Origin of the sequence: Arthrobacter sp. 7Tela_A1 (genome assembly GCF_049311065.1) — a bacterium.
Taxonomy (GTDB): domain Bacteria; phylum Actinomycetota; class Actinomycetes; order Actinomycetales; family Micrococcaceae; genus Arthrobacter_B.
Genome location: NZ_JAXIOO010000003.1, coordinates 115715 through 131228, shown reverse-complemented (window position 1 = coordinate 131228; position 15514 = coordinate 115715). Strand labels below are relative to the sequence as shown.

The following is a 15514-nucleotide window of genomic DNA, read 5'->3' as shown; positions in this document are numbered from 1 at the left end:
CCTTCGCGAAGAAGGGGACCGGCCGCCGTTGTGCTTCGGGCCCGTTTCCGAAACGTCAGTCGAAGGTGACAACGACCTTGTCCGCAGCCCCTGGGGTCTGTGCCAGTTCCAGGGCTTCAAGGGAACGGTCGAAGGGAAGCACATCGCTAATGATCAGTGCATACTTCTGCCAGTTCTCGATGATGTCGTCGGTGACCTCGAAGATCTCCGTCGGATAGCCCATCGCAAAGACGATCGTGAGCTCCGTGGTGAGGATCGAACCGAAGTCCAGCTCCACGGGTTTCTTGTGGACCGCCACGATCCCCAGGACGGCACCGGATTTTGCCACATTGCCCACGGTCTGGGGGACCACTGGTGCACCGGCCGCGTCAAGGAAGATGTCGGTTCCGGACCGGGTGCCGCGGACCATCATGGTTGCTCCGTCACCGTGCAGCTCGACCAGACGGGCCGCTACGTCCTCTTCGGCGGAGTTGATAACGGCATCAGCGCCGATCTGCAGTGCCTTCTCCAAGCGGGAGGGCACAAGGTCCACCACCACAATGTGCGAGGCGCCGCGCCGGCGGTAGCCGAGGACCGCGCCCAGACCGATCGGACCCGCACCAAAAACCACGATTTTGTCGCCTGGCTTGGGATCCGTGCGGTTTACCGCGTGGTAGGCGACTGCCATCGGTTCATTCAGGGCAGCCACCTCCCAGGGGATGTGGTCGGGGATGACCCGCAGCTGGCGTCCCGGCTCCGCGTCGCGGACTACTACATACTCGGAGAGTCCGCCCTGGGCCCCGCCGCTGCCGAGCAGCCCGTCGGTGAAGGCCATCGTGTCGATGACCACGTGGTCACCGACGGCGAACCCGTTTACTTCGGCGCCTGCTTCGACAACCTCGGCGGCGGGTTCGTGCCCAAGCGGGGTTGCGCCCTGCCTGGGCGGGATACCCCCGATCTGCGTATAGAACCCGTCGGAACCGCAGATTCCGCAGGCCTTCATTTTCAGCAGGACGTCTCGCGGACCAACAACCGGCCGCTCAACTTCCACCCATTCGTTCTTGCCGGGGGCAGTGACGTGGACTGACTTCATAGTTTCTCCTTGGCTCGGGTGACTCGGGCTTAGCCTGCGGACCAGCCGCCGTCGGACGGCATGATTGCACCGTTGATGTTCACGGAGTCATCGCTGAGCAGGAAGGTGATGGAGGCTGCCAGGTCCTCGGCGGAGGCCAGACCGGGGATCAGCACGCGGGCCGGGGTCAGGCGGGCCTCGCCGTACTCGGAGGTCTTGCCGCCCATGGGAATGCCGGTGGCGACGCCGCCCGGAGCCACTGCGTTAATGCGTATGCCTTCCTTGGCATACATGAACGCGGAGCTCTTGGTGATGCCCACTACGGCGTGCTTGGAGGCCGTGTAAGCCACACCGGATGCGGATCCGCGCAGGCCCGCTTCGGAAGTGACATTCACAATTGCGCCCTTATGGGCTTCCAGCATGCCGGGAAGAACGGCGCGGGTCAGGCGGACCAGGCCGTCCACATTCACGGCGAAAATCTTCTGCCACATGGCGTCGGAGACCTCGTGCAGCGGGCTGAAGTCGTCATTGATGCCGGCGACGTTGGCCAGGCCGTCGATCTGTCCGCCCGCGGCAGCGATGATCCGGTCCACGGCGTCGAGGTCCGTGAGGTCGGCAGCTACCGGGACGATGGCCTCGCCGAGCTCTTCGGCCAGTTCCTTGATCTTCGTTTCGGCAATGTCTACGGCAATCACCCGGCCGCCTTCGCGGGCGATCCGGGACGCGGTGGCGCGGCCGATTCCGGAGCCGGCGCCGGTGACGATCACGGTCTTGCCCTTGAAGCGGTCAGCAACGGTGGGCAGTACGTCTTCTTCGAGCTCCGGCATCACGCCGCCGTTGGCTGCCTTCACCATTTCATCGACGGCTGCCTGGGGCATCTGGCCCTGGCTCATGTCTACGAGCTGCTGGAGCTTGAGTGCCTTGGCCGGACCGAGGGAAGCTTCGTCGCTTCCGGTCTGGGCCAGGAAGCCGCGCAGGACCGGGCCGCCCACGGGGTGGTTGAGCCATTCCTCGATCGTGTTGCGGGCTGTCAGGGGTGTGGTGGACATAGAGGGTAGTCCTTTCGTCGGTGCGGCCGGGGTGCAGGCCGCACAGGGTTACACGTGTAAGTAGCGCGTGTAAGGTCAGATTAGCTCACTACCGGCCCCCTGTCGCAAGGGCAGGCTGGTCTGCACAGGATGAAGGGAAGGCGAGGTACCCAATGGCATCTCGGGTGACGTCCGCCGACGTGGCACGCGCTGCAGGGGTCTCCCGGGCCACCGTTAGCTACGTGCTCAACGGTCGTGCCGGGCAAAGTATCTCGGCCGCTACCCGGGGGCGTGTTCTGGCCGCCGCGCAGGAGCTGGGGTACGCGCCGTCGACCGCAGCACGCACCCTTCGGCGGGGACGCAGTGACCTTGTCCTGATGCTCCTGCCGCCCGAACCCCTGGGCCGGGCACTGGCCATGGTGCTGGACGGAGCCTCGGACCAGGTTGAACAGGCTGGCCTGAGGCTGATTGCGCACCGCCTGCCGGACGGGGGTGCGGCCGCACCGCTGGTGCGCTCCCTGGTGCCGGCGGCATTGATCCTTGCAACCCCGCTTCAGGAGCCGGACCTGGACGCGCTTCAGGCCACCGGCGTGCCTATGGCCTCCCTGCAGCAGGACCATGCCGATCCGCTGGGTCCTGATCTTGGGATCGGCGCCCTGCAGGTGCAGCACCTCGCCCGTTCCGGGCACCGGCGGATCGGCGTTGCCCTGCCTGCCGCGCCCGGGTATCAGTGGCGGGCCGAGGCGCGCCTGGCCGCCATCGAGGAGGCCTGTCACCGGCACGGGCTGCAGCGCCCGGCCGTAGAGCGGATCAATCTTGACCCTGCGGACGCTTCCGGAGCCGTTGGCCGGTGGCTTTTCGCGGATACACCAGTGACCGGAGTCTGTGCCTTTGACGATGAATACGCGTTTGCCCTCTTGGCTGGACTGTCCATGCTCAACCGGTCCGCGCCGTCGGACCTTGCCGTGATTGGGGCAGAAGACATTCCGCTGGCCCGCCTCGCAGTGCCTCCGCTGACTACGGTCAGTGTCCATGCCCGCCGAATCGGCGTGCTGTTCGCCCAGCTGGCTACGGAGTCACTGGTGGAACCCGGGAGTTTCGGCACCGTCACGGCGGCACCGGAGCAGAACCTGCCGCCGGTCACCCTTGTCCTCCGCGCCTCGGCGTGAGGAAACAGGCGACGCCGCCCGCCCTCGCCGGCGGGAGAACTTAGTTCTCCCGCGCCCGGTAGAGCTGCATCTGCCGATAGCGCCGGCCCAGGGATTCACGCCTCGGCTGGGACGAAGCGTCCTCCGGCTCGGCCGTCAGGTCGATGTGCTTCTTGCCGAACCGCCAGAGCAGGAGGTCATCCAGCAGGCGGTCCGGGCCCGGCGAGTAGCGGTGGTCCAGGGCCGCACGGACCTCTGTGATGGCCTCGGCCTGGAGCAGCCCGGCCAGGTCCATCGTGGTTTTCAGGCCGTGAGCAGCGAGCAGTTCAGCGGCCCAGCCCCAGTCGTCTCCGGCCTTGCGGTTCACGTGGGGCAGCAGGGTCATCCAGACATGCCGGATCCGGTTCGGTGTCAGCGGCGCTGACCCTTCACCTTCCTCATCCCAGAAACCGGTCACCGTCTCGTAGCGCTCATGCAGTTCGGCGAACTCGTTCTCCACAGTTTCCAGCATGGCGGCCGTGGCAATGAACTGCCGGTCGAAGTACGGGCTCCACGCCCGCGGATCCCCGGCTTTGAAGCGGATGTCGTGCTCAATCTCGGACCAGGCGTGGGCGAGCACCGTGCGGATCTGCACCTCAAACAAGTAGCTGCCGTTCGGCTTCTGCGAAGGTTCGAGCAGCCGGTGGAACTCGCGCACTGTCTCGTTCTGGATGGTGCGCAGGATCAGGTGCCGGCTGGAGTAGCCGTAGGTCCCGGACTCGATTGAACCGATGTCCTTTTCCCGGTCTCCCCGGCAGTCGAACTCAGCCCGCTGGCGCTTGATGAGGTTCGCTGCCTCATCAACTTCGTGCGGCAGGGTCATGATGACGCGCACACCCACCAGGTCGGTAAGGTTCCGCAGCGGATCCGGGAAAAGCAAGGTCGGCACTTCGTCCGGGTTCTCCGACGGGAGCGTGCGCGACGCCTTGTCCCGGAACGACTCCACCGATTTGGTCCGTGAAGCGATGAACAGCGGTTTCACCGGGGTGTCCTCGAACACGGCCCGCAGGCTGGCTTCCATTTCCGCCGTCACGGCTTCCAGTGCCGGGCGAACCCGGGCATATTCGTCCGTGCTGGCCTGAACCACCGGGCGCAGCCGGTCATCCAGGGTGTCCCACGCGCTCACTTCTGTCCTTTCGCAGTTTCTGCCAGCCTAGGGCACGCCGCAGACAGCGGACGGTCCGGCGGCTAGGCTCATCTCCAGATTAGGACGACGGCGGCCTGCCGGGTGCAGGCAGTTGCAGGCACCTCTCCGTGACAAAGGACGACCCATGCCACAGCGGTTCACTTACGGCAGCCATCCTGAACAGTTCGGTGAGCTGACGCTTCCGCCGGGCGGGCAGCCGGTGCGCGGAACCGTGGTCGTCATCCACGGCGGATACTGGCGTTCGATGTACTCGCTGGAACTGGGCCGGCCACTCGCCTCTGACCTGGCGGGGCGGGGATGGGCTGCCGTGAACCTGGAGTACCGCCGCGCCGGAAACGGCGGCGGCTGGCCGCAGACCTTCGCTGACATCGGCGCCGGCATCGATGCGCTGGCGGCGCTTCCCGAACCCGGCGGCACCGGCCTGCCGGGACCGGTGATCGCGCTGGGACACTCGGCCGGCGGGCAGCTGGCGGTCTGGGCGGCGGGACGGCAGGCGCCCCGGGTGGCGCTGGACGCCGTCGTCAGCCAGTCCGGGGTGCTGGACCTGCGCCGTGCCCATGAGCTGGGACTGAGCAGCGCCGCAGTGGAGAATTTCCTCGGTGCGGGACCCGAAGAAGACCCAGAGCGCTGGCAGGCTGCCGACCCGATCCGGACCGTGCCGGTGCCGGTGCCGGTGCTCGTCCTGCACGGCAAGGAGGACGCAACGGTGCCTCTGGAACTTGCCGAGTCCTACGTCCAGGCCGCCCACGCGGCAGGCGGAACCGCGGAACTGCGCCTCATTCCCGGGGATCACTTTGAGATGATCACCCCGGGAACGGCGGGCTGGGATGAGGTGCTGCGTGCGCTCGAAGACGCGGCCGAAGCGAGTCCCCGCTAGCGCCGCCGGTGCCGCAATCGGTAGGTTGAGGGCGTGATCACAGTCATTGGCGAAGCCCTCATCGACGAAGTCCTCAGCGATACCGCGCCCCGCCGGTCCCATCCGGGCGGCAGTCCGCTCAACGTCGCGGTAGGAGTGGCCAGGCTGGGCCGGCCGGTGCAATTCCTTGGCCGGTACGGCGCCGACGCCAACGGCGTGCTGATCGCTGAGCACCTGAGGAACAATTCGGTCCTCACCGCCCTGCCGGCGGATGACCGGCCCACCAGCGTTGCCACGGCCACCCTCGATCCCGCCGGCGGTGCCCGGTACACCTTCGACCTGGAGTGGTCGCTGCCCGGCCTGGCGGAGAAGCTGCCGCGGCTGCTCGGGGGAACCACGCTCCTTCACACGGGCTCTATTGCCACCATGCTCTCCCCCGGGGCACACGAGGTCCTTGCCGCCGTCGAACGCGCCCATCCCCAGGCCACCATCACTTTTGATCCGAACTGCCGGCCGACCATCATCACCGATGTGTCATATGCACGCGAGCAGGCGGAAAAGTTTGTCCGTCTGGCCGACGTCGTGAAGGCCTCCGACGAGGACCTCGCCTGGCTCTACCCGGACCAGTCCGCCGAAGACGCGGCCCGGGCATGGCTCGGCATGGGACCGGCGGTGGTGGTCGTGACGCGCGGTTCCCGCGGACCCTGGGGTGTGGCTGCCTCCGGGAGCTGCGAGGTACCGGCGCCCGCCGTCGCCGTCGCGGACACCGTTGGAGCCGGAGACTCCTTCATGGCGGCGCTGATTGCCGGGCTCATGGACCGCAATTACGACGGCGCTGCCCGCCGCCCGGAACTGCGGAAGATCGGGGTGGGGGACCTCGAAGCCGTCCTTGCCTATGCCGCCCGGGCGGCAGCAGTGACCGTCTCGCGTCCGGGTGCGGACCCGCCCCGGCGGGAGGAACTGCTCTAGGCCGCCGGGTTACCCGGACCAGCGGACTGCGGTTGGCCGTGGGGGCACGCATTCCCGCTAATCTGGAAGCCGACGGAAAGGCGGGGCATGCGGCTGGTAGCAAGTGACCTGGACGGAACGATAGTTGGGCGGGACAACCGGATCAGCGACCGGACCGTCAATGCGTTCCGCAAGTGCGTCGACGCCGGTATCAAGGTTGTCTTTGTCACCGGCAGGCCGCCACGCTGGCTGGGCCCGATCCGCGACCAGCTGGGCCACACCGGCACCGTTATCTGTTCCAACGGGGCAATTCTCTATGACCTCGAGGCCGCGCGGGTGACGTGGTCCAGGGCCCTGGAGCTGGACGGTATGTTCCAAGCCGCAGGGATCATCCGCCGCCTCTATCCCGCTGTGCGGTTCGCGGCCGAAACCGTGGAAGGTTTCCACCTGGAGCCCGGTTTTTTGCAGGACGGCGGTGCTGACCTGCTGGGGGAGGTAGCTCCCGCGCCGCTGGTCCAGTCGCTGGGACCGGGAAGCCGCGTGGTGAAGTTCCTCGCCCGGGTGCAGGACGTCCATCCGGATGAGTTCCTCCGGACGGTCCAGCCCGAGGTTGCGCATCTGGTTTCCACCACCCATTCGGCCCCGTCTGTTCCGATGCTGGAAATGTCCGCTCCCGGCCTGGACAAAGCCGTGACGCTGGCGGAGTACGCTGCCTCCCTCCACATTGAGGCAGCCGATGTCGTCGCTTTCGGTGACATGCCCAACGACTTGGGCATGCTGGGATGGGCAGGACGGGGTTACGCCATGGCCTCCGGGCATCCTGCCGTCCGCGCGGCCGCGCCCCGCACAGCGCCGCCGTTCGAGGAGGACGGCGTAGCCCAGGTGCTGGAGGATCTGCTGAGCGGCCGGTAGCGCTACTGCGCCGGAAGCTTCCGCAGCCGGCGTGCGTGCAGCAGCTGATGCACCGTAATGAGGATGGCCAGCCAGGCGAGTCCCAAGAACCAGGCCACCAGCACGTCTGTCAGCCAGTGATGGCCCAGATAGACCCGGCTCAGCCCCACAGCTGCAATAAACGCCACGGCCGGAACCACCGTGATAATCCTGCCCCGCCGGGAGTCCAGATGGAGGAACAGCAGGTACGCAACCGTTCCGGTGACCACCAGGGAGTTCAGTGAATGCCCGCTGGGAAAGGACGCGGAATATTCATACGGCGGAACGGCATCGGAAAGCGCCGGCCGGGACCGTCCCACCAGCGCCTTGCCGGCAACGGTCATCAGCAGGGATCCCGCAGCAGCGGAGGCGGTAAGGACCAGGGGAGTCCAGCTGCGCTGCCACCGGCACAGCACCGCCACAGCGGCTATGGCCAGAAGCGGCAGCCCTATGGTCCCGCCAAGGTTGGTCAGCCAGGTCACCGCGGTGTCCAGCGCCGGGGAACGGATGGACTGCGCGGCAGCGAGCACCGGCTGGTCCAGGGCCGCCACACCCTCCTCCTCCGCGACGGCGTCGTAGACGCCTCCCGCCAGCAGGGCCAGCAGCAGGGCCGGTATCAGGCCGGCAGCCAGCGTGAGGAGCAGGACCCCGTGCTTCCCCAGCGCCCGGGCAGCACGGGAGACCTGGCGCTGGAGCCGGGCAGCAGGGGCGTCGGTCATGGACCCAGTATGCCAAGCCGGTGGCCCAGCCAGTCCAGATTTCCGGCGAGCCCTTCCTTCCACACCTGCCAGGAGTGTCCGCCGGGCAGTTCCTGCAGCTGGATGTCCATGCCCGCGGCCTTGGCTGCCTCATAGACCTGCCGGCCTTCCCCGTTGTACACGCCGTCGTCCTTTCCGACGACCACTATTCCTGCGGTATCCGGAAAGGACTGCTGTTTGAGCACGTCCAAGGCATTCTGTGCCGCGAAGGCAGCGGGATCGCCTCCAAAATAGGTATTCAGCAGTGACTGCATTCCGCCGGGAATCGTGGGTTCGTTCTCTCCGGCAATGTCGATGAACGTGGGGAAGGACCCGGGAAAGTTCACAGCCAGCTGCACGGCACAGGTTCCTCCGTAGGAGTAGCCTGCGGCGGCCCACTGCCGCGGATCGCTGAGTCCGGCCGAAAGGTTCTCCCGGATCCAGCGGGGTACATCCTCGGCGAGGTAGGTGGCTCCGCGGCCCTGTTTCGAATCAAGGCAAAGCGACCAGTTGGAGTTGGATCCGCCGGAGAGATCGGGAATGACGACGACGGGCGCCAGTCCGTGATGCCGCGCCGCGAAGTCGTCCATCACCTGCTGGAGCTGGCCGCCGGCAAACCAGTCCGCAGGCCCCCCTGGCTGACCGTGCAGGGCAATCAGCACCGGGAGGTTCCGGGCGTGGGGCGTAACCAGATAGGCGGGCGGCAGGTAAACCAGGCTGGATCCGGCAGCATACCCGGACCCGGACTCGGGGATCCGCACGTTATAGACGCCGCCCTCCGAGGGCATGTTCGACGGCGGCGTCCAGTTCGCTTCCGTGCTTGGCGTGGTGTCCTGTCCCGGAACCAGTTTCCGCAGGGGCACCTCACCGCTCGATGCTCCGGGGCGTTCCACCAGGGACTGGATCGTGGGGTACTGCCCGTAAGCAACGTTCGCGGCTGAGGCCGAAGCGAGCAGCACGGCGGCGGTGGACAGCACTGTCGCGGTCCGCCGAATGAAACCCCGGCTGTGCTGCCAGCGCGGAACCACGAGCAGTACGGCCAGTATTCCTGCAGCGGAATATAAATACAGATACCGGGGAAACGAAGCATTCCACCAGGACAGCAGCAGCTCAGCGGCCACGAACAACAGCACGGTTCCCGCCAGGGCGCCCATCAGTGCCAGCGGAACCACCCGGGTGAGGTACCGCGGGGGTCCGGCGCACAGCCAGCACAGGCCGAGCACTCCCAAGGCGAAGAGTCCGAGCGGGACTGCGCCCGTGGTCAGCGCCAGGTTCATCGCTGGGGACCTATGATCCTGCGGGCCATCGAGAACGTCTGGCCCACGGACACGTGCGGCAGGTAGGCCCGGGCCAGCGCGTTCGCTATCGCCGGCAGCGACGCCGAATCCAGATAGGTCATATAGAGCGGAACATACTGCGGCTGGAACTTGGCCTTGTAAGCCAGCAGGGAACGGAAACCGTACACCGGTTCCAGGGTGGCTCCCAGCCGGTCCATCAGCCACACAAGTGCAGGAGGTGTTGCGGTTGTCCGCCGCGCAGCAGTGTCTGTACCGGCCGCGGCAGCGGTTCCGGACCCGGATGCTGCCGTGGAGGAGGCCTCGTTCCGGGCCAGTGGCGCACCGGAGAGGCTTAACAGGCGGCACCCTTCATCCTGCAGGGACAGCGCTGCCGAGGCGACGAGGAAATCCATGGCCAGAGGAAAGCCGTGTGCGCGCCGGCGCATAAAATCCAGCGTCCAGCCGATAATTTCCCCCTCCCGGTAGACGGGTAGCCAGGAGGTCACCCCGTGCACCGTACGATCTTGGTCGACTGCCAGCAGAAGCCGCACGCCGTCGTCGTCAAGTTCCTCGATCCCACCAAGGGTGAAACCCATTTCCGGCATCTTCTTATCCGCCACCCACTCTTCGGAGATGGCGTGGATCTGGTCCAGGATGGACAGCGGTGCGGTGCGGTAAGTGCTCCACTCGGCCCGGATCCCGGCCTTCCTGGCATGGTTGAACGCTGTCCGCACGTCCTGGAAACGCTTGCCCCGGAACTCGAGGGACCCCAGCGGAAGCAGCGTCTCCTCCGCGACCTGCAGGTCGGTGTGGCCCAGCCCGGCTGCCGCGTCCCGGGTTGCTTCATTCACTGAGTAGAAGCAGGCGGTCACCCCGGCGTCGGCGCAGAAGGCGGCAAAGCCCTCCACGCTGCGGTGCAGTTCCTCCGCCGGTCCAACGGGGTCTCCCACGGTCAGGGCCACACCGTAATTCAGGCGGTAAGCCACATAGGAGTGGCCCGTAGGGGAGAACCAATAGGAATTCCCGCTCCACAGCGTCATCCACGCCATGGTGCTGCCCCCGCTGGAGGCCAGCAGGTCCCTGGCCCGTTCCTTATCCGCAGCGAACCTGCTGTACGCCGGTTCAAGGAACGACCGAAGCAGCAGCACGCAGGTCAATACCCAGAACGCCGCGCCCACCCCTTCATACAGAATGATGGCGGGAACAGACTCCGGCAGCAGCTGCGGCGGGGCGGAGATGATCTCGAAGACCGGAAGGAAGCGCAGCGGCAGATCCGCCAGCAGTGTGGGCAGGCTGGCCTGCGGAGTAAAGCCGGTGCGCAGCACCAGCCCGCCGGCCACCCAGAGAGCGGCCAGCAGTACACCTGCCGCGGCGCAGACCAGGAACAGCCGCCGGTAGGTGCCCGGCGGGGCTGACACGGCAAACAGGCGCCGGCCGGTGACGGCCAGCAGCACGAAGATGAGCAGCGGCAGCAGCATGGGGAGCACCAGCGCCAGGGGCTGCACGCGTCCGCCCACTCCGTACACGCCGCCGGTGTGGCCGGCCAGGAAGAGGCCGGTATGAACCGCTGCGGTCAGCGTCATGAGCCCCTGCAGGACCAGGGCGCCGATCCACGCGAACCGGCGCCCCCGGCGCAGTCCGGCGGCAAAAACGACCAGCAGTACCTGGGGCAGTACAGCCAGAAAGAATCCCGCCAACCCGGCACTTTGCTCCAACTCGGCAGTCCGGCATTCCGCGCGCATTCCCGGATCGGCACAAATGTTGGCCAGTGCCACCGGATCCAGCGTCTCGGCGTTGGTGAACAGGTAGGCGAGGACAGCCAGCGGTCCGACGGCGCGAACATTCAGGGCGGCGATGACCGGTCCTGCAGCGGTAGCCACCACGGCCAGAGCCACCAGGACCCGTGCCTCACGGAGACTGGAGACCAGCCCGCGGGGCCAGCGCGGCCGCCGCCCCAACAGATACGGCCCCCACAGCCCACCGGCCACTGCCGCGCCGAGGGCCATCACGTCCCGCAGCGCCCCGGAGTACAGGGCCAGAACCACTAGGAGGGTGAACAGGAGCAGCCGCACCCTGCGGCGCCAGAGCGTTCCCACCCCGGCAGAGGCGGCGGCGGCGATTCCGCAGAACACCGCCACGGGCCCCACAAAGGAATCCGTGCTGAGCTCACGCCCCCAGTTCTCGAAGACTCCCCGCAGGGCGGCCGCAAAGCCAATACCCGCCAACGCGCCGATAACCTGCGTTCCCACCGCTGCGGCAAGGAACCGGAGGCTCCCCAACAGCCGTTCCGCCGGAAGCCCCACCAGCAGGGCCAGCACGGTTCCGCCGATGTACCCGGCCAGTCCGTTGGCCCACAGGGCCGAGAGCACCAGTGCAGGCCAGTGGCCGGGCAGCGTATGGCCAGACACACTCACCCACGGAAGCAGGGGATCTTCCGGGCCCCGCAGGAGTGAAGAGGTCAGGATTCCCAGGAACCAGAACAGTGTGAGGAAGACGAGGGTCACCGGCGACTTCGCCAAGGCACCCCGCAGACCGTCCGCCGGCCAGCGGAGGTAGCGTGCCGCCGTCCCCCGGGCAGAATCGTGCTGCATGCGCCACCTCCATGGCTCACCGGCGCGGTAGGCGAAGGTGCCGTCCCCCGGGTGCAGCAAGTCTAATTCCGGCAGTGCTTCCGTGGACCCGGCAGCAGTGCAAGTCGGCCGGCGGCAGGCGATAAAGTACAGCTGTGAGCGCACCCCTGCCGTACTTCACCCCGCCTTTCCTGCCACAGCACTCAGGCGCCGCAGCCCCGCTGGGCCTTTCCCACCGGGGGTTCAGCCCGGCCGGACTGGAAAACACCCTGGCAGCCTTCCAAGCCGCGGTGGACCTGGGCTTCGGGTATCTGGAAACGGATGTCCGGACCACCAGTGACGGGGTGCTCATGGCCTTCCATGATGAGACCCTGGACCGCGTCACGGACGGATCAGGCCCGATCAGTGCCCGCAGCCTGCGTGAACTGAGCGGGGTCCGCGTGGGCGGCACCGAGCCGATCCCCACGCTGGAGGAAGTCCTGGTCCGGTGGCCGGACGTGCGCCTGAACGTGGACATCAAGGACGCCGCCGGAGCTGCGGCACTGGCCGCCCTGATCGAAAAGCACCAGGCGCATGACCGCGTGCTGGTGACCTCCTTCTCCGACCGGAGGCGGCTGGACTGCCTGCGCCGGCTGTCCCGTCCGGCGGCTTCCTCCGCCGGTTCCGCCGGGACCGCGGCAATGCTGCTGCTCTCGCCGCTGGGACTGGGCGGACTGGCGGCGCGGCTGGGCCGGTTCGGCTGCGTGCAGGTCCCGCTGGACTTCCGTGGAATTCCGGTGGTCCGCCCTGCCTTCCTGCGGCGCTGCCACCGCGCCGGCATCCAGGTGCATGTCTGGACTGTCAACACCCGCCCGCTGATGGAAGGCCTGATGGACCTGGGAGTGGACGGCCTCGTTTCAGACCGTGCGGATGTGCTCTCCCAGGTGCTTTCTGCCCGCGGCGCCTGGCCGCAGGGTTCCGGCAGCGCCTAGCCCAGGGGGTCTCCGGGAGCGGCGTTGGCTGCCGAGCGCAGTTCGGCGATGCGGAGCCTGAGGAAGATGATCAGCAGGACCAGTGCCCAAATGGCGAGCACTGTGACCGCAAGGATCACCAGCACATACAGGATTCCAAAGATCGCACCCACGCCTGAAAAAGCCGTCATTTTTCCCCCAGAGTCTATGAGTTCCGGCGCCCGCCGGAGCTGAGGGGAGTCTATAGGTTTTCCCGTGCAGGCTGGCAGGATGTAATCCATGCGCGTGCTGATAGCCCCGGACAAGTTCAAAGGCAGCCTCACTGCCCAGGAGGCCGCCGCGGCCATGGCTCAGGGGGTGCTGTCCGTCTATCCGGACGCCGACGTCACCCGCATTCCGGTCGCCGACGGCGGGGAAGGCACCCTCGAAGCCGCTCTCGCCGCCGGAGCCGAGGAACGCACGGCGCGGGTTCGAGGTCCGCTTGGCCGCGAGGTCACCGCGGTCTGGGCGATGGACGGCACGACGGCGGTCTTGGAAACCGCGCGCTCCTCCGGCCTGATGCTCGTGGAACCGTCAGTGCAGACGTCCCTGGCGGCGTCGAGCTTTGGCAGTGGACAGCTGATCACGGCGGCGCTCGACGCCGGCGCCCGGGAGATCATCCTGGGCATCGGCGGGTCGGCGATGACTGACGGCGGCTCCGGCGCCCTGACCGCCCTGGGCCTGCGGATCCTTGATGCCACAGGCGACCAGGTTCCCCCGGGCGGCGCAGGACTCGCATTGGCCGCCGCCGTCGACGCGTCGGGACTGGACCCGCGGGTGAAGGACACCCGGATCCGGATCGCTGCGGACGTCACTAATCCGCTGACCGGACACAACGGTGCCGCGCACGTCTTCGGGGCACAAAAAGGCGCTGATTCCTCCGCCCGGCTGCTGCTGGACGAGGCGCTGGGAAACTGGGCCCGGCTGCTGAAGGAGGCAACCGGCGTCGACGTCGACGTTCCGGGTGCCGGTGCGGCCGGCGGTTTCCCCTCCGGGTTCCTGGCTTTCACGAAGGCACAGATTGAACCCGGCTTTGAACTCATTGCCGGCCTCGTGGGGCTGGCACCGGCACTGGCCCAGGCAGACCTGGTGCTCTCCGGGGAAGGCTCCGTCGATGAGCAGTCCCGCTACGGAAAGGCGCCGCTGGAGGTCGCTCGCCTGGCGGCTGCCCGGGGCATCCCGGTGGTGCTGGTGGCCGGTGCGATCACGCTGAGCCCGAAAGTGCTGGCCGAGTACGGCGTCGAGGCAGCGGTAAGCCTGCTGGACCTGGCGCAGGGCCCGGAGGACGCGATGGCGCGGGCAGAATTCTACGTTGCCCGCGCCACGCAGGCGGCTCTCGAGGGGGCCTAGGATCCCGAGCGGTTCCTAGCCGAGGCTGGACGGCTTGGAACCGACATCTTCCTGCGGTTCGTCCGGCATGGTGCCGCGCCAGCGGGCAATCGCCCTCATGCCGTGGTAGATCACCAGGGTCGCTGCGGTGCCCAGGGCGATGCCTTCAAAGGTCAGGCCAGCGACGTTCCACGTGTAGTTGGCGATACCGACCACCAGGGCGACGCCGGCCACGGACAGGTTGATCGGGTTGGAGAAGTTCACCCGGTTGTCGACCCAGATGCGGACACCGAGGATGCCGATCATGCCGTAGAGCACAACGCCGGCACCGCCGAGCACGCCCGGGGGAATGGTGGCGATGAGCGCCCCGAACTTCGGGAACAGGCTGAGCAGGACGGCGGTGATGCCGGCGACCCAGTAGGCCGCGGTGGAGTACACGCGGGAGGCGGCCATGACGCCGATGTTCTCCGCGTAGGTGGTGGTGCCCGAACCGCCGCCGGCTCCGGCGAGAACCGTGGCAACGCCGTCGGCCATCAGGGCGCGGCCGGTGTACGGGTCCAGGTCGCGGCCGGTCATTGCGGCGACCGACTTCACGTGGCCGATGTTTTCGGCAACCAGCACCAGGACAACAGGTACGAACAGTCCAATGACGTTGAAGTGGAAGGTCGGTGCCATGAACTCCGGCAGGCCAAACCAGGCTGCGTCGTTGATCGTGGAGAAGTCGACTTCGCCCTGGATCACGGCCGCTGCATACCCGGCCATGACGCCGACCAGGATGGACAGGCGGCCGATCAGGCCCTTGAACAGCACTGTTGTCAGCAGGATTACGACGACGGTAACGGTTGCCGTAATGGGTCCGGCCTCGTAGTTGGTCCGGGTGGTGGGCGCCAGGTTCAGGCCGATCAGTGCCACGATCGCACCGGTGACGGTGGGCGGCATCAGGACCTGGATCCAGCGGGTGCCGGCCAGCTGGGCGGCGAGGCCGATCAGGAACAGGGTGGCGCCGGCCATGATGATGCCGCCCAGGGCGCCGCCGGGTCCATGCTGGTTTACCGCAGCGGCGATCGGCGCAATAAAGGCGAAGGAGGAGCCCAGGTAGCTGGGCACCTTGCCCGCGGTGATGATCAGGAACAGGATCGTCCCGACGCCGGAGAAGAACAGGGTGGTGGCCGGCGGAAATCCGGTCAGCAGGGGCACCAGGAACGTTGCGCCGAACATGGCGACAACGTGCTGGGCGCCGATGCCGATGGTCCGCGGCCAGCTCAGCCTTTCATCCGGAGCGACGAATGAGCCGGGAGTAACTGTCCTGCCGTTCCCGTGGAGTTTCCAGTCTGTGCCGAGCCTGCTCATGCGTGTGCCTTCCAAAGGGACATTGGGGGATTGATTCGTGGAGAATGTTACCGGCGTGGCTTCTGTGCCACGCTATGTTGCACGCACGACCAATTTTACCGGGAAAGCAATGAGG

14 protein-coding genes are annotated in these 15514 nt (G+C 67.1%); 6 read left to right on the top strand and 8 right to left on the bottom strand.

Annotated features, from left to right (window positions below; all coding sequences use genetic code 11):
* Positions 1-55: 55 nt before the first annotated feature.
* Both TVB01_RS02320 and TVB01_RS02315 read right to left on the bottom strand, forming a co-directional pair.
* On the bottom strand, positions 56-1072 hold the full coding sequence (locus TVB01_RS02320) for a zinc-dependent alcohol dehydrogenase (protein ID WP_422453789.1): 1017 nt from the start codon (positions 1070-1072) through the stop codon (positions 56-58).
* Positions 1073-1101: 29 nt separating this feature from the next.
* Positions 1102-2100, bottom strand: a complete 999-nt coding sequence (locus TVB01_RS02315) for an SDR family NAD(P)-dependent oxidoreductase (RefSeq protein ID WP_422453787.1) — start codon at positions 2098-2100, stop codon at positions 1102-1104.
* A 152-nt stretch (positions 2101-2252) separates the two neighbouring features.
* On the opposite strand from TVB01_RS02315, the gene TVB01_RS02310 reads away from it, so the two are divergent.
* Entirely contained in the window at positions 2253-3248 is a 996-nt protein-coding gene (locus TVB01_RS02310; protein WP_422453785.1) for a LacI family DNA-binding transcriptional regulator, read from the top strand.
* Positions 3249-3288: 40 nt separating this feature from the next.
* On the opposite strand, the gene TVB01_RS02305 is transcribed toward TVB01_RS02310, so the two are convergent.
* Positions 3289-4392 (bottom strand): GTP pyrophosphokinase, encoded by a 1104-nt coding sequence (locus tag TVB01_RS02305; RefSeq protein WP_422453783.1) that lies wholly within the window; start codon positions 4390-4392, stop codon positions 3289-3291.
* A 145-nt stretch (positions 4393-4537) separates the two neighbouring features.
* Here TVB01_RS02305 and TVB01_RS02300 point away from each other — a divergent pair, with 145 nt between their 5' ends.
* The 3 genes from TVB01_RS02300 (at position 4538) to TVB01_RS02290 (ending at position 7129) form a co-directional block, all read left to right on the top strand.
* Entirely contained in the window at positions 4538-5290 is a 753-nt protein-coding gene (locus tag TVB01_RS02300; RefSeq protein ID WP_422453781.1) for an alpha/beta hydrolase family protein, read from the top strand.
* 33 nt (positions 5291-5323) lie between these two features.
* Positions 5324-6238: a carbohydrate kinase family protein gene (locus TVB01_RS02295; protein ID WP_422453779.1), complete on the top strand. Its 915-nt coding sequence runs from the start codon at positions 5324-5326 to the stop codon at positions 6236-6238.
* 87 nt (positions 6239-6325) lie between these two features.
* On the top strand, positions 6326-7129 hold the full coding sequence (locus TVB01_RS02290) for an HAD family hydrolase (RefSeq protein ID WP_422453777.1): 804 nt from the start codon (positions 6326-6328) through the stop codon (positions 7127-7129).
* Positions 7130-7131: 2 nt separating this feature from the next.
* Here the strand turns inward: TVB01_RS02290 and TVB01_RS02285 are convergent, their stop codons facing one another.
* From TVB01_RS02285 to TVB01_RS02275, 3 genes are read right to left on the bottom strand one after another with little or no spacing between them, the layout of a single operon-like run.
* Entirely contained in the window at positions 7132-7866 is a 735-nt protein-coding gene (locus TVB01_RS02285; RefSeq protein WP_422453775.1) for a phosphatase PAP2 family protein, read from the bottom strand.
* On the bottom strand, positions 7863-9161 hold the full coding sequence (locus tag TVB01_RS02280) for an alpha/beta hydrolase (protein WP_422453774.1): 1299 nt from the start codon (positions 9159-9161) through the stop codon (positions 7863-7865). Before TVB01_RS02280 ends, TVB01_RS02285 begins: the two co-directional genes overlap by 4 nt.
* Positions 9158-11752: a bifunctional lysylphosphatidylglycerol flippase/synthetase MprF gene (locus tag TVB01_RS02275; RefSeq protein ID WP_422453773.1), complete on the bottom strand. Its 2595-nt coding sequence runs from the start codon at positions 11750-11752 to the stop codon at positions 9158-9160. The genes TVB01_RS02280 and TVB01_RS02275 overlap by 4 nt, the downstream gene beginning before the upstream one ends.
* Positions 11753-11886: 134 nt before the next feature.
* Between TVB01_RS02275 and TVB01_RS02270 the strand changes: the two genes are divergently transcribed.
* Positions 11887-12702: a glycerophosphodiester phosphodiesterase family protein gene (locus TVB01_RS02270; RefSeq protein ID WP_422453772.1), complete on the top strand. Its 816-nt coding sequence runs from the start codon at positions 11887-11889 to the stop codon at positions 12700-12702.
* Here TVB01_RS02270 and TVB01_RS02265 read toward each other — a convergent pair.
* On the bottom strand, positions 12699-12872 hold the full coding sequence (locus TVB01_RS02265) for a hypothetical protein (protein ID WP_422453770.1): 174 nt from the start codon (positions 12870-12872) through the stop codon (positions 12699-12701). The genes TVB01_RS02270 and TVB01_RS02265 overlap by 4 nt on opposite strands.
* Before the next feature lie 88 nt (positions 12873-12960).
* Between TVB01_RS02265 and TVB01_RS02260 the strand changes: the two genes are divergently transcribed.
* Complete coding sequence (locus TVB01_RS02260) at positions 12961-14070, top strand: glycerate kinase (RefSeq protein WP_422453768.1); 1110 nt, start codon at positions 12961-12963, stop codon at positions 14068-14070.
* A 15-nt stretch (positions 14071-14085) separates the two neighbouring features.
* Here TVB01_RS02260 and TVB01_RS02255 read toward each other — a convergent pair whose 3' ends face one another.
* Positions 14086-15399: a uracil-xanthine permease family protein gene (locus tag TVB01_RS02255; RefSeq protein ID WP_422453766.1), complete on the bottom strand. Its 1314-nt coding sequence runs from the start codon at positions 15397-15399 to the stop codon at positions 14086-14088.
* Positions 15400-15514 lie beyond the last annotated feature (115 nt).